The sequence below is a fragment of the Rhodococcus sp. 3258 genome (assembly GCF_031456475.1).
Classification (GTDB): domain Bacteria; phylum Actinomycetota; class Actinomycetes; order Mycobacteriales; family Mycobacteriaceae; genus Rhodococcoides; species Rhodococcoides fascians.
The window spans coordinates 37,595-59,970 of record NZ_JAVDUT010000014.1 but is presented as its reverse complement, the minus strand read 5'-3'; the positions used below and the strand labels follow the sequence as shown (position 1 = coordinate 59,970).

Annotated in this window: 23 protein-coding genes; 13 read left to right on the top strand and 10 right to left on the bottom strand. The window is 64.5% G+C overall.

The genetic code is table 11. The features are described from left to right. Positions 1 to 103 precede the first annotated feature (103 nt). Positions 104 to 1,486, bottom strand: a complete 1,383-nt coding sequence (locus tag J2X62_RS24935; protein WP_032368798.1) for an FAD-binding oxidoreductase — start codon at positions 1,484 to 1,486, stop codon at positions 104 to 106. Positions 1,487 to 1,718: 232 nt separating this feature from the next. Between J2X62_RS24935 and J2X62_RS24930 the strand changes: the two genes are divergently transcribed. Continuing rightward, positions 1,719 to 2,030, top strand: a complete 312-nt coding sequence (locus tag J2X62_RS24930; protein WP_027497947.1) for a hypothetical protein — start codon at positions 1,719 to 1,721, stop codon at positions 2,028 to 2,030. 29 nt (positions 2,031 to 2,059) lie between these two features. Here the strand turns inward: J2X62_RS24930 and J2X62_RS24925 are convergent, their stop codons facing one another. Further along, positions 2,060 to 2,704 carry a Type 1 glutamine amidotransferase-like domain-containing protein gene (locus J2X62_RS24925; RefSeq protein ID WP_310184153.1) on the bottom strand — a complete coding sequence of 215 codons (645 nt, stop codon included), beginning with the start codon at positions 2,702 to 2,704 and terminating at the stop codon, positions 2,060 to 2,062. Next, positions 2,701 to 3,141, bottom strand: a complete 441-nt coding sequence (locus tag J2X62_RS24920) for an HIT family protein (protein WP_310184151.1) — start codon at positions 3,139 to 3,141, stop codon at positions 2,701 to 2,703. Before J2X62_RS24920 ends, J2X62_RS24925 begins: the two co-directional genes overlap by 4 nt. Positions 3,142 to 3,395: 254 nt before the next feature. On the opposite strand from J2X62_RS24920, the gene J2X62_RS24915 reads away from it, so the two are divergent. Genes J2X62_RS24915 through J2X62_RS24905 form a run of 3 tightly spaced genes read left to right on the top strand, consistent with a single transcriptional unit; the run spans position 3,396 to position 6,258 of the window. Continuing rightward, the gene (locus tag J2X62_RS24915) at positions 3,396 to 4,514 is read left to right on the top strand and encodes a Re/Si-specific NAD(P)(+) transhydrogenase subunit alpha (RefSeq protein ID WP_032391964.1); all 1,119 of its coding nucleotides are present in this window, start codon (positions 3,396 to 3,398) and stop codon (positions 4,512 to 4,514) included. After that, positions 4,514 to 4,837 (top strand): NAD(P) transhydrogenase subunit alpha, encoded by a 324-nt coding sequence (locus J2X62_RS24910; RefSeq protein WP_027497943.1) that lies wholly within the window; start codon positions 4,514 to 4,516, stop codon positions 4,835 to 4,837. The genes J2X62_RS24915 and J2X62_RS24910 overlap by 1 nt, the downstream gene beginning before the upstream one ends. After that, positions 4,837 to 6,258, top strand: a complete 1,422-nt coding sequence (locus J2X62_RS24905; RefSeq protein WP_027497942.1) for an NAD(P)(+) transhydrogenase (Re/Si-specific) subunit beta — start codon at positions 4,837 to 4,839, stop codon at positions 6,256 to 6,258. The genes J2X62_RS24910 and J2X62_RS24905 overlap by 1 nt, the downstream gene beginning before the upstream one ends. Positions 6,259 to 6,295: 37 nt before the next feature. Here the strand turns inward: J2X62_RS24905 and J2X62_RS24900 are convergent, their stop codons facing one another. After that, complete coding sequence (locus J2X62_RS24900) at positions 6,296 to 7,009, bottom strand: hypothetical protein (protein ID WP_310184148.1); 714 nt, start codon at positions 7,007 to 7,009, stop codon at positions 6,296 to 6,298. A gap of 588 nt (positions 7,010 to 7,597) precedes the next feature. On the opposite strand from J2X62_RS24900, the gene J2X62_RS24895 reads away from it, so the two are divergent. Together J2X62_RS24895 and J2X62_RS24890 are read left to right on the top strand one after the other, a co-directional pair. After that, positions 7,598 to 7,912: a hypothetical protein gene (locus tag J2X62_RS24895; RefSeq protein WP_141214498.1), complete on the top strand. Its 315-nt coding sequence runs from the start codon at positions 7,598 to 7,600 to the stop codon at positions 7,910 to 7,912. 107 nt (positions 7,913 to 8,019) lie between these two features. Continuing rightward, the gene (locus J2X62_RS24890) at positions 8,020 to 9,045 is read left to right on the top strand and encodes a phosphotransferase family protein (RefSeq protein ID WP_032373990.1); all 1,026 of its coding nucleotides are present in this window, start codon (positions 8,020 to 8,022) and stop codon (positions 9,043 to 9,045) included. Between the two features lie 2 nt (positions 9,046 to 9,047). On the opposite strand, the gene J2X62_RS24885 is transcribed toward J2X62_RS24890, so the two are convergent. Further along, a complete protein-coding gene (locus J2X62_RS24885) occupies positions 9,048 to 9,524 on the bottom strand; it encodes a thioesterase family protein (RefSeq protein ID WP_027497940.1) in 477 nt (158 codons plus the stop codon). 173 nt (positions 9,525 to 9,697) lie between these two features. Between J2X62_RS24885 and J2X62_RS24880 the strand changes: the two genes are divergently transcribed. Further along, positions 9,698 to 10,444 (top strand): GntR family transcriptional regulator, encoded by a 747-nt coding sequence (locus J2X62_RS24880; RefSeq protein ID WP_027497939.1) that lies wholly within the window; start codon positions 9,698 to 9,700, stop codon positions 10,442 to 10,444. 2 nt (positions 10,445 to 10,446) lie between these two features. Here J2X62_RS24880 and J2X62_RS24875 read toward each other — a convergent pair whose 3' ends face one another. Then, a complete protein-coding gene (locus tag J2X62_RS24875) occupies positions 10,447 to 10,911 on the bottom strand; it encodes a PTS glucose transporter subunit IIA (RefSeq protein WP_045840903.1) in 465 nt (154 codons plus the stop codon). Continuing rightward, a complete protein-coding gene (locus J2X62_RS24870) occupies positions 10,908 to 11,138 on the bottom strand; it encodes a glucose PTS transporter subunit EIIB (RefSeq protein ID WP_027497937.1) in 231 nt (76 codons plus the stop codon). The genes J2X62_RS24875 and J2X62_RS24870 overlap by 4 nt, the downstream gene beginning before the upstream one ends. Positions 11,139 to 11,315: 177 nt before the next feature. Between J2X62_RS24870 and J2X62_RS24865 the strand changes: the two genes are divergently transcribed. The 3 genes from J2X62_RS24865 to nagB are packed head-to-tail and all read left to right on the top strand — an operon-like array spanning position 11,316 to position 14,539. Then, positions 11,316 to 12,563 (top strand): PTS transporter subunit EIIC, encoded by a 1,248-nt coding sequence (locus J2X62_RS24865; RefSeq protein ID WP_032391967.1) that lies wholly within the window; start codon positions 11,316 to 11,318, stop codon positions 12,561 to 12,563. After that, a complete protein-coding gene (locus tag J2X62_RS24860; RefSeq protein ID WP_310184141.1) occupies positions 12,560 to 13,744 on the top strand; it encodes an amidohydrolase family protein in 1,185 nt (394 codons plus the stop codon). The genes J2X62_RS24865 and J2X62_RS24860 overlap by 4 nt, the downstream gene beginning before the upstream one ends. Next, on the top strand, positions 13,745 to 14,539 hold the full coding sequence (nagB, locus tag J2X62_RS24855) for a glucosamine-6-phosphate deaminase (protein ID WP_310184140.1): 795 nt from the start codon (positions 13,745 to 13,747) through the stop codon (positions 14,537 to 14,539). A gap of 1 nt (position 14,540) precedes the next feature. Here nagB and J2X62_RS24850 read toward each other — a convergent pair whose 3' ends face one another. From J2X62_RS24850 to J2X62_RS24840, 3 genes are all read right to left on the bottom strand, one after another. After that, a complete protein-coding gene (locus J2X62_RS24850; RefSeq protein WP_310184138.1) occupies positions 14,541 to 15,368 on the bottom strand; it encodes a shikimate 5-dehydrogenase in 828 nt (275 codons plus the stop codon). 36 nt (positions 15,369 to 15,404) lie between these two features. Continuing rightward, entirely contained in the window at positions 15,405 to 16,121 is a 717-nt protein-coding gene (locus J2X62_RS24845; protein ID WP_052718588.1) for an HNH endonuclease family protein, read from the bottom strand. Between the two features lie 95 nt (positions 16,122 to 16,216). Next, positions 16,217 to 17,116, bottom strand: a complete 900-nt coding sequence (locus J2X62_RS24840; RefSeq protein WP_094643559.1) for an NADP-dependent oxidoreductase — start codon at positions 17,114 to 17,116, stop codon at positions 16,217 to 16,219. Positions 17,117 to 17,196: 80 nt separating this feature from the next. Between J2X62_RS24840 and J2X62_RS24835 the strand changes: the two genes are divergently transcribed. The 3 genes from J2X62_RS24835 to J2X62_RS24825 all read left to right on the top strand — a co-directional run bounded on the left by J2X62_RS24835 (position 17,197) and on the right by J2X62_RS24825 (position 22,374). Further along, positions 17,197 to 20,040, top strand: a complete 2,844-nt coding sequence (locus J2X62_RS24835; RefSeq protein ID WP_310184136.1) for a DEAD/DEAH box helicase — start codon at positions 17,197 to 17,199, stop codon at positions 20,038 to 20,040. Next, positions 20,040 to 20,792: an SWIM zinc finger family protein gene (locus tag J2X62_RS24830; protein WP_032368786.1), complete on the top strand. Its 753-nt coding sequence runs from the start codon at positions 20,040 to 20,042 to the stop codon at positions 20,790 to 20,792. The genes J2X62_RS24835 and J2X62_RS24830 overlap by 1 nt, the downstream gene beginning before the upstream one ends. Before the next feature lie 73 nt (positions 20,793 to 20,865). Then, positions 20,866 to 22,374 carry a CoA-acylating methylmalonate-semialdehyde dehydrogenase gene (locus tag J2X62_RS24825; RefSeq protein WP_032365569.1) on the top strand — a complete coding sequence of 503 codons (1,509 nt, stop codon included), beginning with the start codon at positions 20,866 to 20,868 and terminating at the stop codon, positions 22,372 to 22,374. Positions 22,375 to 22,376: the final 2 nt, after the last annotated feature.

Genomic DNA, 22,376 nt, shown 5'->3' with positions numbered 1-22,376 from the left:
CTCGGGGTCGTGGGCGGAAACTCGACTTCTGCTACGAGGCAGGAGTGGAGCCTGCGGAACGACCCGAAAACACTGCGCGCACGTGCGGCGTCAGCCGCTCTGATCAGAGCACAGCACCGGGGTTGAGGATTCCGGCCGGATCGAGAGCGGTCTTGATTCGCCGGGTCAGTTCCATGACGTCTTCGCCGACTTGATCGGGCAGCCAGGCCTTCTTGAGGCGACCTACGCCGTGTTCGCCGGTGATGGTGCCGCCCAACGAAATTGCCAGATCCATGATGGCTCCGAATGCGACGTTGGCGCGACGGGTCATGTCGGCGTCCTCGGGATCGAAAACGATCAGCGGGTGGGTGTTGCCGTCTCCCGCGTGCGCGATGACGGCAACCAACACGTCGTATTTCTTCGACAGTTCGGCGATCCCGTCGACGAGAGCCGGGAGGGCAGGCAGCGGAACACCGACATCCTCGAGCAGCAGGCTGCCGAGTCGTTCGACCGCCGGAATGGCGAATCGACGTGCGGCAGCGAAGGCCTCACCCTCGTCGGGGTCGTCGGTGGTGAAGACATCCGAGGCTCCGGCCTCGGTGCATGCTGCGGCCATGATGTCGATCTCTCGCCCTCGATCGGCACCGGGGGAGTCGGACCGAGCGATGAGCATCGCAGCTGCCTCGCGGTCGAGTCCCATGTTCATGGCGTCTTCGACGGCACCGATGGACGCACGGTCCATGAACTCGAGCATCGACGGCCGCAGGGTACGGGTGATGGCCAGAATGGCAGTCGTCGCATCGTGCACGGAGGCGAACGAGGCAACCACGGTGCTGGCCGGAGGTTGGGCCGGGATCAATCGAAGAGTGATCTCGGTGATGATGCCCAGGGTGCCCTCGGATCCCACGAAGAGCTTCGCAAGGGACAGTCCGGCAACGTCTTTCAGGCGTGGTCCGCCGAGTCGGACGGCAGTACCGTCGGCGAGGACGACCTCGAGTCCGAGAACGTAATCGGTGGTGACGCCGTACTTCACGCAGCACAGCCCGCCGGCATTGGTGGCCGCATTGCCGCCGATGGAGCACATCTCGAACGACGACGGATCCGGTGGGTACCACAGACCGTGTTCGGCGACTGCTTTCTTGACTTCGGCGTTGAGCAGTCCGGGTTGTACGACGGCTATGCGGGTCACCGGGTCGACGGTGATCTCGCGCATGAGCTCGGTGGTGAGCACTATCCCGCCGTCGACGGCCGTGGCACCACCGGACAGGCCCGAGCCGGCCCCACGCGGGACGACCGCCACCGCGTGTTCGGTGGCCCACCGCATGACGGCTCTGACGTCGTCGGTGGACTGCGCGCGGACCACGGCCAATGGGGTACCCGCGTCGGGGTCCTTGGCCCAGTCGCGTCGGTATCCCTCGGTGATGTCGGGGTCGGTGACCACGGCACCGGCGGGAAGCAGCGCTTCGAGCTCGCTCAGGTGGGCATCTGCATCGGTAGTCACCGACATCCGGTTCTCCTCACGTCGTACATGTGACCGTCGCCACTCAAGTCTGTCACGACTCGCAGTGGGGCGTGAACGAGGACGACTCCGAGAATGTCCGAGTCACATCAGTAACACCAGCCTCAGGCGTTACCAGATCGATGCGTCGTCGACACGCAATGTTGTAGTTCGCAGCGCTAGCGTCCAGCGCAGCGCATCTCGCACCCCATGCGGTGCGGGTCGACAAGGAGGCTGCACGATGATCGATCCCGGAAGTGACTCCTGGAACTATGTGGCGGCGATGTTCTCGTACGAATTCCTCGGGGGCGGAGTCGAATACGACACCATCGAGCGCATTCACCGCGGCGAGGTCGACGAGTGGGTGCACGCGTTGCTGAAATCCGGGATGTTCGAGAGCGCGACCGTCGCGGCCATCGCCGACTCGTGGCGTGCAGCACCCCGCCGACTGTTCGACATGCTCGTCCTCGATGCGGACGAAATGACTGCTCGCCGTTGCTCTCTCGCGTGGTCGTCCCTCGACCGGCTCGCGCCGCTCGCTCGCCTGGGCTGATCACGGGTCGCACAGTCACAAATCACGGTTCACGCACCCAGAATTGTCGTCCCGGAGTCGTCGACCACGATTGCCTGGCTGTCGGTCAGTCCGTGAGTTTCGATCCCCTCGCGTCGCAGACGGCGCAGCGTCGCCCACCCCGAATCCTGCTCGTCCAGCACGGAATCGAGATGCGGGACGACGGAGAAGTCGACGAGACCGAGCCCGCTCCACACCGGATCGATGCCTGCGACCGGCCGTACCGCGTTCGGGTCGTCGGCATCCTCGACCCCGGCCAGCGACGGCGCAGCGACGCACGCTCCCGCGCTGTACCCGCCGTAGGCGATGGTGTCGGCCCGCACGCGCCCGCGGATGACCTCGTCCGCACCGGAACGAGCCATCTGAGCGCGCAACACGAACGTGTTGCCACCGCGGACCCAGACTGCGTCGAACGCTGCCAGGGCGCGCTCGAATGCGGCCGGTCTCCCGGCGAAATCGCGCAGATCCAACTCCGACGGCCGGTATCCCAAGGCGCGTAAGGGCCCGAACTCGCTGCGGAGCGAGGATTCGCGGGCAGCGGCGGGCCAGGCATCGGCCGCATTGGCGATGACGGCGAGATCGGCGGGCGGGCCGGTGAGACGGGCGAACTCGTCGGAATGGCCGCCGAATCGATACGAAGACAAGAACAACCTCACGAGGTCTGCTCCCCGGCGACCCTGGCCATTCCGGATCGAATTGCCTCGGCCACCCGCTCGGGTTCACGCAGGCGACGGGTGACGAACCCCGCCGCGAACTTCAGTCGGTCGCGGTCCCAGCGCGGCACCACGTGCAGATGCAGGTGAAAGACGGTTTGGAATGCGGCGACGCCGTCGTTGATCACCAGGTTTGCACCGTCGGCGCGGAGGTCGGACTCGCGCACTGCGCGCGCCAGCGTGTGCCCGACGCGGAAAACCTCGGCAGCCGGGTCCGGTCCGGTGGAGGTCAGGTCTGCGGAATGCTCGCGCGGAACCACCAGAACATGGCCCCTGCTGATCGGTCGAATATCGAGAAAGGCGACGGTGTGCTCGTTCTCGAACACGCGGTGGGCAGGTGCGTCGCCGGCGACGATGGCACAGAAGATGCAAGATTCCACGATTGTCACTGTAAGGTCCGATCATCACGGATTGACCTGTATGGCGTGCATCACAATTGCTCGCCCTGTAGTCGCGAAATGTCGAAACGGACTCGATTCAGAACGAATCGGACTGTGTTCTGGGTTACCCGCGCTCCATTACCTGTGGCTACTATCAGGAACCTCGTGCCTTGTCGCATGGGTTCGTCCACTCGTCGCAGATTTCGAGCCATTGGCCGATCGGTGGGCACCATTCAACGCAGGAAGACGGAGATTTGGATACATCGCAGAGCACTGAAAAGGGTTCGGGATCCACGACGGTCGTCGGTGTGGTCCGCGAATCGGGGGAAGGTGAGCGACGTGTCGCTCTGGTCCCGAAGATCGTTGCCGCGCTCACGGGCAAGGGCGTCGAGGTCGTCGTGGAATCGGGTGCCGGACTCGGCGCTCTGATCCCGGATGAGCTCTATGTCGCAGCCGGGGCCACGATCGGCGATCCCTGGGGCTCGGAGGTCGTGGTCAAGGTCGCGCCGCCCACCGACGCAGAGATCTCGAGGCTGAAGTCGGGCTCGACGCTCATCGGTTTCCTCGCCCCACGCAATGCCGAGAACAGCATCGGCGCGCTGAAGGCCGCCGGAGTACAGGCGTTCGCGGTCGAAGCCATTCCGCGTATCTCCCGCGCTCAGGTGATGGACGCCTTGTCTTCTCAGGCGAACGTCGCCGGGTACAAGGCCGTTCTGTTGGCCGCGTCGGAGTCCACGAGGTTCTTCCCGATGCTGACCACCGCCGCCGGAACGGTCAAGCCGGCGACTGTGCTCGTTCTCGGTGTCGGTGTGGCCGGCCTGCAAGCCCTGGCCACCGCGAAGCGTCTCGGTGGTCGACCCACCGGCTACGACGTGCGACCGGAGGTAGCCGACCAGGTCCGTTCCGTCGGCGCGCAGTGGCTCGATCTGGGGATCGATGCTGCCGGCGAAGGCGGCTACGCGCGTGAGCTGACCGAGGACGAACGCGTCCAGCAGCAGCGTGCCCTGGAAGAGGCGATCAAGGGATTCGACGTCGTGATCACCACGGCGTTGGTGCCCGGCCGTCCCGCACCGCGTCTGGTGACGGCCGCCGCAGTCGAGGGTATGAAGCCCGGCAGCGTTGTAATCGACCTGGCCGGTGAGACCGGCGGAAACTGCGAACTCACCGAGCCCGGCCAGACCGTCGTCAAGCACGACGTCACCATCTGCTCGCCGTTGAACCTGCCTGCCACGATGCCCGAGCACGCCAGCGAGCTGTACTCGAAGAACATTTCGGCTTTGCTCGAGCTCATGCTGGTCGACGGCGCACTCGCTCCGGATTTCTCCGACGAAGTGCTCGCCGGTGCCTGCGTGACACGTGAGAAGGAGAACTGATGTACACCCCGCTTCTCGCGAACATCGCGATCCTGGTGTTGTCCGGGTTCGTCGGTTTCGCGGTGATCTCCAAGGTGCCGAACACCTTGCACACCCCGCTGATGTCGGGAACCAACGCCATCCACGGCATCGTAGTGTTGGGCGCGTTGGTCGTCCTTGGAAAGGTGCACGACCCGTCCATCGGACTGCAGGTCATCCTGTTCGTCGCGCTGGTGTTCGGAACCGTCAACGTCATCGGTGGCTTCGTGGTCACCGACCGCATGCTCGGCATGTTCAAGTCCAAGCCGGTGCCCGCCAAGACCTCGAAGGGTGCTGACTCCTGATGGACAATCTCGTCAACATTCTCTACATCGTCGCCTTCGGCATGTTCATCTACGGTCTGATGGGTCTGACCGGACCTAAGACCGCCGTGCGGGGCAACCAGATCGCCGCGGTCGGCATGTTCATCGCCGTGGTGGCCACGCTGATATCCATTCGCGACACCGGTAACTGGATCCTGATCATCGTCGGACTCGTCGTCGGCGTGGCGCTGGGAATCCCGCCTGCGCGACGGGTGAAGATGACGGCGATGCCGCAGCTGGTGGCTCTGTTCAACGGCGTCGGCGGTGGCACGGTCGCACTGATCGCGTGGGCCGAGTTCCTCGACACGTCCGGATTCTCGAACTTCAACCACGGAGAGTCGCCGACGGTGCATATCGTCATCGGCTCACTCTTCGCGGCGATCATCGGTTCCATCTCGTTCTGGGGCTCTCTCATCGCCTTCTTGAAGCTGCAGGAAACTCTGCCCGGCTCGCCGATCACCATCGGTAAGTTGCAGCAGCCGCTCAACGCTCTGCTGCTGATCGGCGCTGTGGCCGCTGCAGTGGTCATCGGCATCAACGCCACTCCGGGCGGCGGCGTGTCGCAGTGGTGGATCGTCGCGGTTCTCGTACTGGCAGGCATCCTCGGTCTCACGGTGGTACTGCCCATCGGCGGCGCGGACATGCCGGTCGTCATTTCGCTGCTCAATGCTCTGACCGGTCTGTCTGCTGCGGCTGCGGGTCTGGCGCTCAATAACACCGCGATGATCGTGGCGGGCATGATCGTCGGCGCGTCCGGCACGATCTTGACCAACCTCATGGCCAAGGCCATGAACAGGTCCATTCCGGCGATCGTCGCAGGTGGATTCGGCGGCGGCGACGCGGCTGCAGGCCCGGCCGGTGCAGGCGGGGGAACCGCCAAGGCGACCTCGGCGGCAGACGCAGCGATCCAGATGGCCTACGCCAACCAGGTCATCGTCGTGCCCGGCTACGGCCTTGCCGTCGCTCAGGCACAGCATGCCGTCAAGGACATGGCCAAGTTGCTGGAGTCCAAGGGTGTCGAGGTCAAGTACGCCATTCACCCCGTCGCCGGTCGCATGCCGGGACATATGAACGTGCTGCTCGCCGAGGCCGACGTCGCATACGACGCGATGAAGGAAATGGACGACATCAACGACGAGTTCTCACGCACCGACGTCACGTTGGTCATCGGAGCGAACGACGTGACCAACCCGGCGGCGCGCAACGATCCGTCGAGCCCGATTCACGGGATGCCGATTCTCAACGTCGATCAGTCGAAGTCGGTCATCGTCCTCAAGCGGTCGATGTCGTCCGGCTTCGCCGGAATCGAGAACCCACTGTTCTTCGCGGAAGGCACGTCGATGCTGTTCGGCGACGCAAAGAAGTCGGTGTCCGAGGTGACCGAGGAGCTCAAGGCCCTCTAGTCGGTCGCCGTCTCGGCCCGGATGGGACGCTTCCGTGTCAACGGAAGCGTCCCATTCTGCGTTGGGCGACGAGGGCAGCGGTATCGAACGGGTTTCGAGCCTCGCGGGCAGCGGCTGCGGGTGAGAAGAGCATCACCACCGAGCACGCCGGCCACCACATGCCCGTGATCAGCAGTGCGCTGACAATCCCGACGGGGGAGACGGACCCGACGACCAGTTGTGCCGCTCCGACAGCGAGGGCGGCGACGGTTCCGAGCCCGAGGATCATCGGCCGCCACGTGGCCGATGCCACCATCGACGCGGCCCCCACCAGCGCTGTGACAGCGACGAGCTGCCCGCTCGGAAGGTCGGTGGCCGTTGTCGACGACGCCGCGAGGTGACGCACCAGAGCTGTGGTCACTTCCGCGCCGACGACGCAGGCAATCACCACTCCGATGCCGTAAGGCAGTTTTCGGACCAGGGCGACAACGGTGAGGGCGGCGAGGACGGTCAGCACGGCGGTGACGTCGATCGTGTTCAGTGCTCGCGAGGCCAGGGCGGCAGCCGGGCTCGTGGAGACGGGCCACACCGGTGCCATGTTCGGCACCCACATCAGTAGTACCGACAAGAGCGCCGCACAGAGGCCCGACACCGTCAGCCGGGTGCGGATCGCCCGCCGGTGCGCTCGCTCGGTCGTGTTCGCCGAACGGCTCTCGTTGCCGGCTCCACGGGGTGACCGGATCGGTCCGCTGTCGAGACTCGGTGATCGCATGGACGCCAGACTGCCGCAGTCGGCTGAGCGTGAGGTGTGAGCATCGTGGGAACCGGCTGAGCATCTGCGGTAACGGTCGGATCACGACGAAGAAGCGTCGATTTATTGTTGTAGCCGCAACCTAGTAATGGCGATCTGTCAAATTCCTGGAGTCTGCAAACAGCCGAAAAACCGATCCGAAAGTAGAATTCGACCCTGCAACCAACCGATCGGTCGGAGTGTGTGGTCCAGTGCGGTGTAGAGGAGGCTACTCGACTGCGGCCTCCGAGTAGTTGCTCTCGAGTGTCGTACCCCGCCTACCTGGACTTCTGTGCGGATTTTGTCTCCTGTCACAGTATTTTGAAATGCGAACTATGAATTCGTTGCAAGTCGTTGATCGGATGGGCCGATCTGTGTGACTATGGTCACATAGTCCAGTTCACCCTGGGCGAGACCGTCGAAAAGGGCGTAGTTTCAGCCGCATCGGAAAACCGTATTCCCCCGTTACGGCCAAGTTGGTAACGATCTGAACACGGTCTGGTCGGCTCATCGCAACTCGTGAACGGGCATTCGGCACCAACAGAAGTCGGAAACTCGAAGGAGAAGAACATGACCACAATGTCGCAGGGGCAGCTCGATATGGTCCGCGCGTTCTTTTGCAACGAGTTCCAGGCGGACTCGCTGGACCGTACGGTGATGCCGGAGCCCACGGCCGATGCCGTTGCCGAATGGATCGACGCGCTGTCCACCAGTGGACTGTTCGCGCCAGCGGAGGTGCACAACATCTCGTCCGTCTGGTGTGCCGAGCCCGAGTCGATGACTGCACTGCTCGTCGGCGAAATCGACGAAATTGCTGTCAAGCGGCACGAGGCCGCTGCCGTTGCTACTCCGGCGCTGATCTCCGCGTTCGGTCGCGCCAGCTGACCGTCTGTGCTCGTGCCACCGGCATCCGTTGGCACCGCTTCGTTACGATCACCCGAACCGGTGATGTCCGTCGGCAACGGTGCCGCACAACGAAGTGAGGGTTTTGTATGGGCGTGGTGGGCTTGGACGAAGATGCAGTGTCGACGTGGATCGCGGAGCTGGGGATAGGCGCAACATCGCCGCTCTCGTTTCAGCGCATCGGTAACGGCCAGTCCAACCTCACGTACGCGGTTCGCGACGCCGGTGGCAGTGCGTGGGTCCTTCGCCGGCCGCCGTTGGGCAAATTGTTGGCGTCGGCTCACGACGTCGTGCGCGAGCACCGGATTCTCTCCGGTCTGCAGAATTCGCCGGTCCCTGTGCCGAAAATGATTGCGATCACGCAGGATCCAGCCATTTCCGAGGTTCCGTTGGTCCTGATGAGTTTCGTCGACGGGGTCGTCGTCGACTCGGTGTCGGCTGCCGAACAGTTGGACCCCGATCAGCGTCGACGTGTCGGACTCGGTCTGACCGCGGCGTTGTCCGACATACACCGTGTCGACCTCGAGTCGTCGGGTCTTGCCGACCTCGCCGGCCGCAAGCCCTACGCTGCGCGTCAGATCGCGCGGTGGACCACGCAGTGGGACTCCTCCCGAACCCGGGAGGTTCCTGGAATCGATTCGCTCGCAGCACGATTGACGGCCAAGATCCCCGAGCAGCACGAGGTGACGCTGGTTCACGGCGACTTCCATCTGAGCAACGTCATCACCGCTCGAAACGACGGCCGCGTGGTTGCCGTCGTCGACTGGGAGTTGTGCACGCTCGGAGACCCGTTGGCGGATCTGGGTGGTCTGCTCGCCTACTGGCCTCAGGCGGACGACGGGGTTGCCGGTCCTTTCATGGCATCGACTCTGCCCGGTTTCCCTACCCGGGCGGAGCTGGTCGAGTCCTACGCGCACAACACGGGCCGCGATGTGACCGATGCCGGATTCTGGGAAGTGCTGGCGCTGTGGAAGTTGTCGATCATCGCCGAAGGCGTCATGCGCCGGATGGAAGCCGATTCACGCAACCGCGCCGTGGGCGGCGCGCCGACCACGACGCTGATCGACGACATCGTCACCCGAGCGCTGCAGCGCGCCGACGAAATCGGGCTCTAGATTCAGGCGTCTACTGACGTTCCGATCACCAAAGTGCGTGCCGCGGTTTCGATTTCGGAGGGAATGGGGACGGGGCGACGGGAGTTCGCGTCGACGTAGACGTGAACAAACCGTCCCCGAGCGGCCAATGTCAGTGCGTCGTCCTCGGCTTCTCGGAACAAGGCCAGCGAGTAGACGATGCTGCGGGTGCCCAGCTTCTCCACCGCAAGACCGACCTGAAGGCGATCGGGAAAACTGAGCTCGGACAGATAGCGGCACGAGGTTTCGGCCACGACGCCGATCGCGGGCAGAGTCCTGATGTCCACACCCGTCGTTTCCATGAGCCACCCGTTCACTGCGGTGTCGAAGTATGCGTAATACGTCACGTTGTTGACGTGGCCGTAGTGGTCGTTGTCGTCCCATCGGGTCGACACCGGCCACAGTGCCGGGAAATCCGACGCATTCGACAATTCCACGCTGTCCTTCGGCGACTCCGTCATGGCACGACGCTAACCCGTCGCCACGTCGGCAACAAACGCGACCGGATTCGAGGCATCGGAGAGCTGAGTCCGGGCGAATGCTTCCTCGGTATCGCCGTCGTGACGTAGTCTTTGGTTGGACCGGACCAGTCCGTACCGCTGGTTCTGCGAGTGATCGAAAGGCCGGCGCAGTGGTGATGCCCGTACACCTGAGGGACAGTCAGATCCCGAAGCACGAACAGCTACGCGCAATTCTGTTGCACCGCTGCACCAAGGAGCTTTCGCCGGGGGATCTGATGCCGAGCGAGCGTCGGTTGATGGAGGACTACGGCGTCAGTCGCATCACGGTACGCGAGGCGATAGGACAGCTCGTCAACGACGGACATCTGGTTCGGGTACGTGGGAAAGGGACGTTCGTTGCTTCTCGTACCGTGCAGTCGCGGTTGCACCTGGCGTCGTTCTCCGAGGAGATGCGTGCCCAGGGGCTGACGCCGACGACGGTGGTCCTGTTCGCGCGACTCGAAAAGCCCTCGGCAGCAACGATTCGTGCTCTGGGCCTGGTCGACGGTGATCGGACGTACCACATCAAACGGCTACGGCTGGCCGATGCCGAGCCGGTCAGTGTCGACGACGGGTGGTACCGGGCCGAACTCCTTCCGGGGCTGATCGACCACGATCTGAGTCAGTCGGTGTACGAGGCCGTGCGCAACCACTACGGCCTGACCATCGATCGAGCCGAGCAGACCGTCAAAGCGACAGCCGCCGACAGTGACACATCCACGCTGCTGGGGACCAAACGCGGCGCACCGGTGCTGTACTTCGACCGAGTGTCGTTCAGCGGCGACGAACCGATCGAGCACACGGAGAGTTGGTACCGGTGCGACCGGTACCAACTCTCGATGGAGGTGCAGGGGGAGCGGCGCACCACGCAGCGCCGCTAGGCTCAGGGCAACACGAACAGCGAGTCACCCTGTGCCACCGAGGTTCCGACGGCCGCGCTCGTGACGGCATCGGGCTCGGAGTCCATCAGGACCACGGGAATCACGTCGGAGTATCCGGCCTCCGCGATCGCCGCAGGGTCGTAGGTGATCACGAGATCGCCGGACTGGACCCGATCGCCCTCTGCTGCAACGAGTTCGAAACCCTGGCCCTTCATCTTCACGGTGTCGATGCCGATGTGCACCAGCACTCCCGCCTTGTCGTCGGTGAACACGACGAACGCATGTGGGTGGAGTTTGAGGATCTTGCCGGCTATCGGAGACCGCACCTCGACGGGCCCGCTACCGGCCGCCGGGCGCACGGCGACCCCGGAGCCCACCATCTGCGAAGAGAAGACCGGGTCGGGGACGTCGGCGAGCGAGATGACCTGACCGGCAACAGGACTGGAGATCGTCGAGGTCCCGCTCACAGAATGTCGCCGATATCCTCGGCGAGGGTGTCGGCCTCCGGGCCGACGATGACCTGCACGGCTGTCCCCTTGTGGAACACCCCGTGCGCACCGGCTGCCTTGAGCGCAGCCTCGTCCACCAGCGACCCGTCCTTGACCTCGGTACGGAGCCGGGTGATGCACGCTTCGATCTCTACGATGTTGTCGGCACCGCCGAGGCCCTTCACGATCGCGTCCGCCTTGGCCATGTTCTGTTCCCGCTTCCTTCTCGTGTGCAGTGATGTCGGCGAGGTCACATCTCCGGGTTGACATGTGGTCGTCACCTGGCCAAACTACAACTGGTAATGACCGGACAGTACCCCTGATGTCATCCGGTCACAACAGTAGAACTCCCTTGCCGGACCAGCCTCGAAGAGAAGGTCGCCATGACCCTGAAGAAGACGGACTCGGCCGAAGCCGAACCGAAGAAGGAATCCAGATCTCTCGCCGGGTTGCAGCGATTCGGGCGCAGTCTCATGCTGCCCATCGCGGTTCTTCCCGCGGCGGGAATCCTGTTGCGGTTGGGCCAGGACGACCTCCTCGGCAGATTCAGTGCTCTGGGCACCGCGGCGGCCGTCATCTCCGCTGCAGGACAGGCGGTCTTCACCTGGTTGCCTCTGATCTTCGCCGTGGGCATCGCTATCGGCTGGGCCAAGAAGTCGGACGGCTCGACCGCCCTCGCCGCCGTCGTCGGCTACATGGTGATGAACGGTGTCTTCACCGCAATGTCACCGGTGGTACTGGAAGGCAAAGTCGACGCGAACGGCGATCCGGCCGTGATCGACTACGGCGTGTTGGCCGGCATCGTCATCGGCTTGCTCTCCGCCATTCTGTGGCAGCGGTTCTACCGCCAGAAACTGCCGGATTACCTCGGCTTCTTCAGCGGACGACGTCTGGTTCCCATCCTGACCGCTGTCACCGGCCTCGTCGTCGCCGTCGTCATGTCGTTCGTCTATCCGCTCTTCTACAGCGCACTGAACTGGGTCGGAAACACCGTTGCCGACCACAGTGTGGTGGGTAGCGGAATCTACGGTTTCGCCAATCGCATGCTGATTCCGACGGGACTGCACCACATTCTCAATTCGGTCGTCTGGTTCCTCGTCGGCGATTATCAGGACGCGAGTGGTCAATTGGTGCGTGGCGATCTCAACCGATTCTTCGCGGGAGATCCGTCCGCGGGAGTTTTCATGACCGGCTTCTTCCCCATCATGATGTTCGCTCTGCCTGCCGCTGCATTCGCGATCTATCGCAACGCCAAGCCGTCGCAGAAGAAGATCGTCGGCGGAATCATGTTGTCCACCGGTCTGACTGCGTTCGTCACCGGCATCACCGAACCGCTCGAGTACTCGTTCATGTTCGTCGCCTGGCCGCTCTACATCATCCACGCCGTGCTGACCGGAACCTCCATGGCACTGACCAATGCCCTGGGAATCCATGACGGCTTCTTCTTCTCTGCCGGCGGTATCGACTATCTGTTGAACTACGGAATCGCTACGAAGGCATGGCTTCTCATTCCTATCGGCCTGGTGTATGCGGTGATCTACTACTTCCTGTTCAGCTTCGTCATCAAGAAGTGGAACCTGCGCACCCCCGGCCGCGAGGACGACGCGGTGCTCGAACCCGGCCGGGCATGAGCGAATTCATCACGACGGCGCTCAGGGGGCGGGTCGTCACACCCGATGCGGTCATCGAGGATGCCGTCGTGGCGTTGTCCGGCGATCGAATCTCCTGGGTGGGTCCGGTGGCGGCGTGGCCCGACGAGGCCCCACCGCAATCGAACTCGACCATCCTGCCGGGGCTGGTCGACGTGCACTGCCACGGTGGCGGCGGGGCGTCGTTCCCGGATTCTGCCCGTGCCGATCTGATGACCGCGGTACGGCACCACCGTGGCCGCGGCACCACCACGATGCTCGCATCGCTGGTGTCGGCATCCCCTGGGCGACTGGTCGAGCAGACGTCGACGCTCGCCGATCTGTACGAGTCGGGGGACATCGCCGGGGTCCACCTCGAAGGGCCGTTCCTGTCTGTTGCCCGCTGCGGGGCGCAGGACCCCGCGTCACTCCGTGGCGGCGACACCGGTCTGCTGGCAGACATCATCGACGCCGGGCGGGGATCGGTACGGTCGATGACACTTGCTCCCGAAGTCGACGGCTTCACGGCCGTCGGACACATGTTGCGAGAGAACGGCATCGTCCCCAGCATCGGGCACACCGACGCCGACGCACGCACCACTCGCAGCGCAATCGACGCCCTCGGAGAGGGTGCCATCGGTGCCACGCACCTGTTCAACGGGATGCCCACCTGGCATCATCGGTCGCCGGGGCCGGTCAGCGAATGCTTGGCTGCCGCGGCGCGAGGGTCGATGGTGCTCGAATTGATCGGCGACGGAGTACATCTCGCCGACGAGACCGTGCGAGCGGTGTTCGATCTCGTCGGCGGTGGGAACATCGCGTTGGTGTCCGACGCGATGGCTGCAGCGGGAATGGCCGACGGCCGCTACCGGCTCGGGCCGCTGGATGTCACCGTGCACGATTCGGTCGCCCGCCTGTCGCGGGAGAACGATCCCGAGTCGGCCCCGATCGCGGGCGGCACGTCGAGTGTGCTCGACCTGGTACGCCGCGCAGTCCTCGACGCCGGCGTGCCATTGCTCGACGCAGTGTGTGCCGGGGCAACCACCCCGGCAGCATTGATCGGGATCGGGGCCGAAACCGGTTCTCTCGTCGCCGGATCGAGAGCGGACGTGCTGGTGGTCGACGCATCCTTCGAGCCGGTGCAGGTCATTCGCGGCGGACGCGCGATCGAGGAGGAAAGTTAGATGGAGATCGTCGTACTCCCCACAGCTACCGACGTGGACCGAACCGCGGCCGACATCGTCGAGCGCGTCGTGCGAACCGACTCGGTCCCGGGATCGGGCCCCGTCCTCGGGTTGGCGACCGGGTCGAGTCCCGTCGGCACGTATCGCGAGCTGGCCCGCCGACATCGCGAGGAAGGGCTGTCCTTCGCTGGGTGTCGAGCGTTTCTGCTCGACGAATACATAGGGCTACCCAGAACTGCTGAGCAGTCGTATTTTTCGTTCATTCGCGAGAACTTCGTGGACCTCGTCGATCTGGACGATTCCGCGGTGTTCTCGCCGGACGGTGAAGCCGTCGACAGCGCTGCCGAAGCGCGACGATACGACGCCGCGATCGCGGAGGCCGGTGGTATCGATGTGCAGATTCTCGGCATCGGCACCGACGGACACATCGGCTTCAACGAGCCCGGGTCGTCACTACGGTCGAGAACCCGGGTGAAGACGCTCACCGAACAGACTCGGGTCGACAATGCGCGCTTCTTCCCCTCGCCGGAGGAGGTGCCGCACCACGTGCTGACGCAAGGCCTCGGCACCATCGACGAGGCGCGTCATCTAGTGCTCATCGCTACCGGAGAATCCAAGGCAGACGCGGTGGCCGCGGCCGTCGAGGGGCCGTTGTCGGCACGCTGTCCTGCGTCCGCGATTCAGTGGCATCCACACGTGACGGTACTGGTGGACGAGGCAGCTGCTGCGTCCCTCGCTCTCACGGACTACTACCGCCACGCCTACGCGAACAAGCCTGCGTGGCAACGCCTGTGAGTCAGCGACGGGAGAATTCCGACGCCCGCTGGATCTGATCGTCGGTCGGGCGAACTCCGGTGTAGAGAACGAACTGTTCTGCTGCCTGCAGGGCAATGACCTGAGCGCCGGTGATCACCGGTTTGTTCGCCGCACGCGCCGCGGTGATCAGCGGTGTCTCCGACGGCATCGCGACCACGTCGAACACTGCCTGTGCCGCATGGATCTGCGACTCGGTGAAGGGAGTCGAATCGGCAGCGGGGCCGCCCGCCATTCCCACCGGGGTGACGTTCACCAGCAAGTCGGCTCCGACGGACTCGGCCGACCAGCCGTATCCGTACGCCTCGGCGAGAGCCGGACCGGTCGACGTGTTGCGAGCAACTACGGTGCCGCGGGTGAAACCCGAATCCCGCAGTGCGGCAACGACTGCCTTGGCCATACCGCCGCTGCCGGTCACGGCCACCGAACAATCGGTCGAGAACTCGCTCGACGCGAGCAGATCGGCCACAGCCTGGTAATCGGTGTTGTAGGCGTGCAGCACGCCCGCCTCGTTGACGATGGTGTTGACCGATGCGATCGCGCTCGCAGATTCGTGCATGACGTCGACCAGCTCGATCACGTCCTCCTTGTACGGCATGGAGACCGCGCATCCCCTGATGCCGAGTGCACGGACTCCACCGACCGCGGCCGCGAGATCGGTGGTGGTGAACGCCTTGTAGACGAAATTCAATCCCAGTTCGTCGTACAGGTAGTTGTGGAAGCGGGTTCCGATATTGCTCGGCCTTCCCGACAGAGACATGCAGAGCTGGGTGTCACGGTCGAGAAAGCTGCGCGACGACGTCGTTGCCATTGGCCAGACTTTACCGCCCGCGTTCGCATCGCTGGATCAGCAGCTGGGGGCCACCGAAGCGAGGGCGCGGCGGTCGGCCTCGGTGATCGGCAGCTCGTACTGGGCCGCCACCGACAGATATTTACCCGCGTAGAAACAGTGGTACGCCGCGTTCGGCGGCATCCACTGCGACGGCGTCTTGTCGCTCTTGCTCTGGTTGTCCGGCCCGTTGACCGCCAGCAGATTGAACGCGATGTCGTTCGCGAAACGAATGCGCTTGTCCGCTGCCCATCCGTCGGCACCCATGTCCCAGGCGGCAGACAACGGATAGACGTGATCGATCTGAATCTTGCCGGCGTCGGACTTGGTGAACTGCAACCGTTCACCGGAGTAGGGGTCGTCCAGGGAGCCCGAGAGCACCACGCAGTCTCGGGTGCCGGCCTTGAACTCGACTTCGGTCATCGACAGTGCCAGCACGTTGTCGCGGGTTCCACACCCGTCGTGCCCGCCCGGTCCGTCGTAGTCGTCCGTCCACGCCGGTCCGAACACGCACCCTTCACCGCTCTTGCATCCGCGCTCGTACCCACGGGGATCGGGTCGTGCGGCGACGACGGCCACCCGATCCAACAGCGTTTCGATCTGGGCACGGGTGGGGCTGCCCGGGGCCGGGGGTGGGGGAGCCAATCCCGGTATGTCGGACCGGTCACAGGATTCGAACGTCGCCATGACGATCGCGGCGATCACCAACGCCGCCGCTACCCACAGCTTCTTCACACACGCCCCATCGTGAAACTTCGATCTTGCCGACTCTCGTACCTCGCGACAGCAGTGTGCCGGACGGTACCGACACCGCCCGACACGGTCGGGTGTCAGCGGACCTCGATGACGACCTTGCCGAGTGCGTGCCCGTTCTCCACGAGCGCAAGAGCCTCGCCTGCGCGGTCGAGTGGAAACGTGTGATCGATGCGTGGACGAAGGACGCCCGTCACGACCAGATCGGCCAATCGGGTGAACGCCGCAGTGGTGCGCTCGCGCACTGCTCCAGACCCACCCCACTGGGCGGCGAGCACCGGGTCGGCCACGCTGACGATCGGGGCGCCGGTCTTCACAGCGGCCGCGCGAAGAGTGTCCCCGCCGACCAGATCGACGATGCCGTGCACCGGCCGCGATATCGAACCGACGTACTCGGGTCCGGACTCGACGAACTCCGCACCGAGGCTCTCGATCCACTCCCGCTTGCCCGAGCTCGCCACCCCGAGAACGTCGATACCGTCGGCACGCGCCAGCTGCAGAACCGAAGAACCCACACCGCCGCCTGCGCCGAGAACGAGAACCGTGTTGCCTGCAGTCAGCGCCAACCCTCGCAGTGCGTCGAAGGCGGTCCCGGCCGCCACCGGCAGTGTCGCCGCGACCGACCAGGACACGGCCTCGGGCTTGTGTGCCGTGCCGGCCGCATTGAGCAGCGTGTACTGCGCATACCCGCCGTGACCCGACGCCGTCGCCCCGAAGACCTCGTCACCGACCGAGAACCCGTCCACTCCCGAGCCGACGCCCACAACAGTGCCCGACACCTCCCGACCCAGCACCGCAGGCAAGGTGATCTGCACGGTGTCCTTGCGATTACCCGCCCGCACCTTCCAATCTGCGGGATTCACCCCCGCGGCATGTACCGCCACGAGAAGCTGTCCCGATCCCGGTTCCGCCACGGGGAGGTCCAGAAATGTCTCGGTGTCGGGGCCGCCGTATTCGTCGAAGCCGTACGCGATCATGGGACCACTGTGCCTCATCGATGACACATCGATGACACATCGGCGCCGGGTATGTCGGTGCGTGCTGGTTGGATGGACCGATGCTGCACGGTCTCTGGTCTCCCGGTGCCGGATTGCTGCTCTGGGACGACGAGATCAGCACCGGAGACGAACCCGACCTACCGGCGACACACTCGCACGTGCTCACCCGCACGTTCCGGCATCGCGCCCGCGTGACGTTTCCCGACTCCACTCGACGCGCCACCCCTCGGGATCCGGTCGAACTTCCGGCGATCGCGCTGGCTCCGCACGATGCGGCCGACCTGTTGCTCCGCACCCCGTCGGCCCACCCGCTGATCTCCGGCGACCTCCGGTTCCTAGGCCACGTCGCCCAGGGCATCGAACGGTGGGTCCGGGCCGGACGAGTGGTGCCGGCACTGAAATTGATGGACGGCCAGTGGTGGCCGCGTTGGCGGCTGGTCGGCGGCGAGCGTCAACGCGCCTGGCTCAGCGAGCTCGCTGTTGCGATGCCGTCGGTGCAGCGGGCGAACGAACGACCGAAGAAGCTTCTGGACGACATGGTCGAGGAGCTCACCGACCCGATCGTCAGATCGGTGCTCGGCAAGCCCGATTCCGAGCACCCGTTGCTGTCTGCCCTCGTGCGTGACGATCCGTATCTCGATGGGACGCAGAAGATCTCGATGCTGTTCGACAATTGGCGCGCCAGCCTCACCGTCGACGAACCGGCGCTGGTGCTGCGCCTGCTCGAACCGGACGATCAGGACGGCGAGACGGGTGATGCCGACGGTGCCGCGGACGATGCCGTCGAGTCGTTCTGGACACTTCAGGTGTGCCTGCGCGCGGACGGGGAGGCGCCGCGTCCGGTCCCGATGAGTCGCAAGGTCGACGCGACCTTGCTGTCGACGGCAGTACGCAAACTCGGCGAGGCCGTCGCTGCCTATCCGAGGTTGCGTGATCTGCCCACCCAGGAGGGCACCCTCGACCTGTTGTTGCCGACGTCGGTGGTCATCGATCTCGTCGAACACGGTGCCACTGCGCTGCAGGCCACCGGCACGACGGTCCTGCTGCCGAGGGCGTGGACCAGGTTGGATCCGTCGATGCGATTGCGGGTCGAGTCACCCGCGGTGACCAAAGCTGCGGCCGATCGTGCCGTCGGTATGGACGAGCTGGTGTCGTACGACTGGCAACTGCAGCTGGGCGACATGGTGCTCACCGAGGCGGAGATGAACCGGCTTGCCGTCTCGAAGGGCGACCTCGTCCGGCTGCGCGGGCAATGGGTGCTCGCCGACGGGGGACAGCTGGCGCGGGCTGCGAAGTACGTCGCCGAGCATCACGGTGACGGGACTGCGCTCAGCACGTTGATGCGTGAGATGACGTTGGCCGATCCGCCTCCGGCTCCGGTCCAGGACATCCGCGCCACCGGCTGGGCGGCAACGTTGCTCGAACCCGGGGCGGTTCCGGAAACCATCCCGGTGCCCGAGGGCGTCCGCGCGACTCTGCGGCCTTATCAGCAACGCGGACTCGACTGGCTCGCGTTCATGAGCCGGCTCGGTCTCGGTGCCGTGCTCGCCGACGACATGGGTCTGGGCAAGACACTGCAGGTGCTCACGCTGCTCGCCCACGAGAACAGCGTGACTCCGACGCTGTTGGTGGCCCCGATGTCGGTGGTCGGTAACTGGCAACGTGAGGCCGCGAAATTCACTCCTGCACTGCGTGTTCTGGTGCACCACGGTCCGACGCGGTTACGCGACGAGGAGCTCGATCGAGCGATCGCGGAGCACGACCTGATCGTCACCACGTACGCATTGATGGCCAAGGACCGCGCGCAGTTGGCCGCACAGACGTGGCGTCGCGTGGTTCTCGACGAGGCGCAGCACATCAAGAATGCAGGTACCGTGCAGGCGAAGGCGGCGCTGGCCATTCCGGCCGATCACAAACTGGCGCTCACCGGGACGCCGGTGGAGAACCGGCTGGACGAGCTGAGGTCCATTCTGGATTTCGCGAACCCGGGCATGCTGGGGCGGCCGTCGGACTTCAGGAAGCGGTTCTCGGTGCCGATCGAGCGGGAGAACGACGAGAACGCGGTCTCGCGGCTGCGTGCCATCACGTCTCCGTTCATTCTGCGTCGCGTCAAGACCGATCCCACTGTCATCTCGGATCTGCCGGAGAAGAACGAAATGACCGTGCGTGCCAACCTCACTGCCGAGCAGGCAGCCTTGTACAAGGCGGTCGTCGACGAGATGATGGCGCAGATCGCCGACGCGAAGGGCATGAAGCGCAAGGGTGCGGTGCTCTCGGCCCTCACTCGCCTCAAGCAGGTGTGCAATCACCCCGCGCATTTCCTGTCCGACGGCTCGTCGGTACTCAAGCGAGGTCAGCACCGTTCCGGAAAGATCGGATTGGTGGAGGACATGCTCGATTCCGTTCTCGGTGACAACGAGAAGGCGTTGTTGTTCACGCAGTTTCGAGAGTTCGGTGAGCTCGTGGCACCGTATTTCGCCGAGCGTTTCGGAGTTCAGGTGCCGTTCCTGCACGGCGGCGTGAGCAAGGGCAAGCGCGACGAGATGGTCGAGAAGTTCCAGAGCGACGACGGTCCGCCGATCATGATGCTCTCGCTCAAGGCCGGTGGTACCGGGCTCAATCTCACTGCCGCCAATCATGTTGTGCACCTCGATCGTTGGTGGAATCCGGCGGTGGAGAACCAGGCGACCGACCGCGCCTTCCGTATCGGCCAGCGCAAGAATGTGATGGTGCGCAAGCTGCTGTGTGTGGGCACCGTGGAGGAACGCATCGATTCGATGCTGGTGTCCAAACAGGACTTGGCGGACCTGGCGGTGGGCACCGGTGAGAGCTGGGTGACCGAGATGGACACTGCGGAACTGCAGGAACTGTTTCGTCTCAGCGAAGACGCGGTGGGGGAGTGATGGCCGACTTCTCGCAGTACGGTAAGCGTCGACAAGCCAAGGGCGGCATAGAGTCTCGTAACAAGCGCGGAGCCTTCGGGCAGACTTGGTGGGGCAGGCACTTCGTGGCCGCGATGGAAGATCTCGCCGATCCGGGCCGGATCGCACGGGGTCGGACCTATGCCCGCCAGGGTCAGGTGCTCACTCTCGGCGTCGAACGTGGGCAGATCTACGGTGAGGTGCAGGGCAGTCAGCTCGAGCCGTTCTCGGCGTCGGTCAGTGTCGAGCCGCTCACCGAAGGCGAGGTGGCCGCGCTCGTCGGCCGAGTGCGATCCAACCCCGGCATGCTGGCGGAACTCGCGTCCAACGCGATTCCTCAGGCGCTGGCGTCGGTGCTGCTTCCTCACGACAAGGGGCAACTGGATTTCGACTGTTCGTGCCCCGACGACGGGTGGCCGTGCAAACACGCGGCAGCGCTGATGTACATCGCCGCCGAGCACATCGACGCGTCCGCGGGGACGATCCTGACACTGCGAGGGGTCGATCTGGATCAGTTGATCGAGGGGGTCGGCGACAGCGACGAGGAGTTCGACCCGGACGACTGGTTCGGCGATCGTGCGGCGTTCCCCGAACTTCCCAAGGTGTCGTTCGCTCCGGCGACGGACGATCTCGATCCGCTGATCCTGCGCAGAATCTTTCGCGCCGACGGTTCGACGGAGGCGGAAGTCAGCCGGGCCTGCGCTGATCTGCGCGCGTTCTACGACCGAATGTGACCGCTCCTGGACTTACATGGACATCCGACTATAGGATGAGCGTACTTAATTCCACGCTCGAGGACGGACACCCATGGCTCGCGAACTCACGCACTTCATCGGCGGCAAGCATGTCGCCGGCACCTCCGGACAGTTCGGGGATGTGTTCGATCCCAATACCGGTGAGGTGCAGGCCCGGGTGCCCCTGGCCGACGTATCCGAGGTCGAGGCTGCCATCGCCGACGCCGAGCAGGCGCAGCGTGAGTGGGCGAAGTGGAACCCGCAGCGGCGCGCTCGGGTGCTGATGAAGTTCCTCGCGCTCGTCACCCGCGACACCGAAGAACTCGCGCGGCTGCTCTCGTCGGAGCACGGCAAGACCATCGCCGACGCCAAGGGCGACATCCAGCGTGGCGTCGAGGTCGTTGAGTTCGCCGTCGGTGTTCCGCACCTGCTCAAGGGTGAGTACACCGAGGGTGCGGGTGGCGGTATCGACGTCTACTCGATGCGTCAGCCGCTCGGTGTCGTTGCCGGCATCACCCCGTTCAACTTCCCGGCCATGATTCCGCTGTGGAAAGCCGGCCCGGCCATCGCCTGCGGTAACGCCTTCATTCTCAAGCCGTCCGAGCGAGATCCGTCCGTGCCCCTCAAGCTCGCCGAGCTGTTCCTCGAGGCAGGTCTGCCGCCGGGCGTCTTCAACGTCGTCAACGGCGGCAAGGATGCCGTCGACGTGCTGCTCACCGACGATCGCGTCAAGGCGATCGGCTTCGTCGGATCGACGCCCATCGCGCAGTACATCTACGAGACGGCGGCGCAGCACGGCAAGCGCGCACAGTGCTTCGGTGGAGCGAAGAACCACGCTTTGGTGATGCCCGATGCCGATCTCGACGAGGTCGCCGACGCTCTGCTCGGAGCCGCATACGGTTCGGCCGGCGAGCGGTGCATGGCGATTTCCGTCGCGGTTCCCGTCGGTGAGGAGACCGCCGACGCGTTGGTCGCCAAACTGACCGAGCGAGTGGCGAAACTGAAGATCGGCCGCAGCGACGACGAGAACGCGGACTTCGGCCCGCTCGTCGGTAGCGATGCGCTCAAGCGCGTCAACGACTACACCCAGATCGGTGTGGACGAGGGTGCCGAGTTGGTCGTCGATGGACGCGGATTCAGTCTCGAGGGCCACGAGGGCGGATTCTTCGCCGGCGCAACGCTGTTCGACAAGGTGACCACCGACATGCGCATCTACAAGGAAGAGATCTTCGGACCGGTCCTGATCGTCGTGCGCGCGAAGGACTACGAGGACGCGCTGCGTCTGCCGTCCGAACACGAGTACGGCAACGGCGTCTCGATCTTCACCCGCGACGGCGACACCGCTCGCGACTTCTGCTCCCGCGTCCAGGTGGGCATGGTGGGAGTCAACGTGCCGATTCCGGTGCCGATCGCGTACCACACGTTCGGTGGTTGGAAGCGTTCGGGATTCGGCGATCTCAACCAGCACGGACCGGATTCCATCCGCTTCTACACCAAGACCAAGACCGTCACTCAGCGTTGGCCGTCGGGCACCAAGGAAGCAGCTGCGCAGAATCACTTCGTCATTCCGAACATGGACTGATC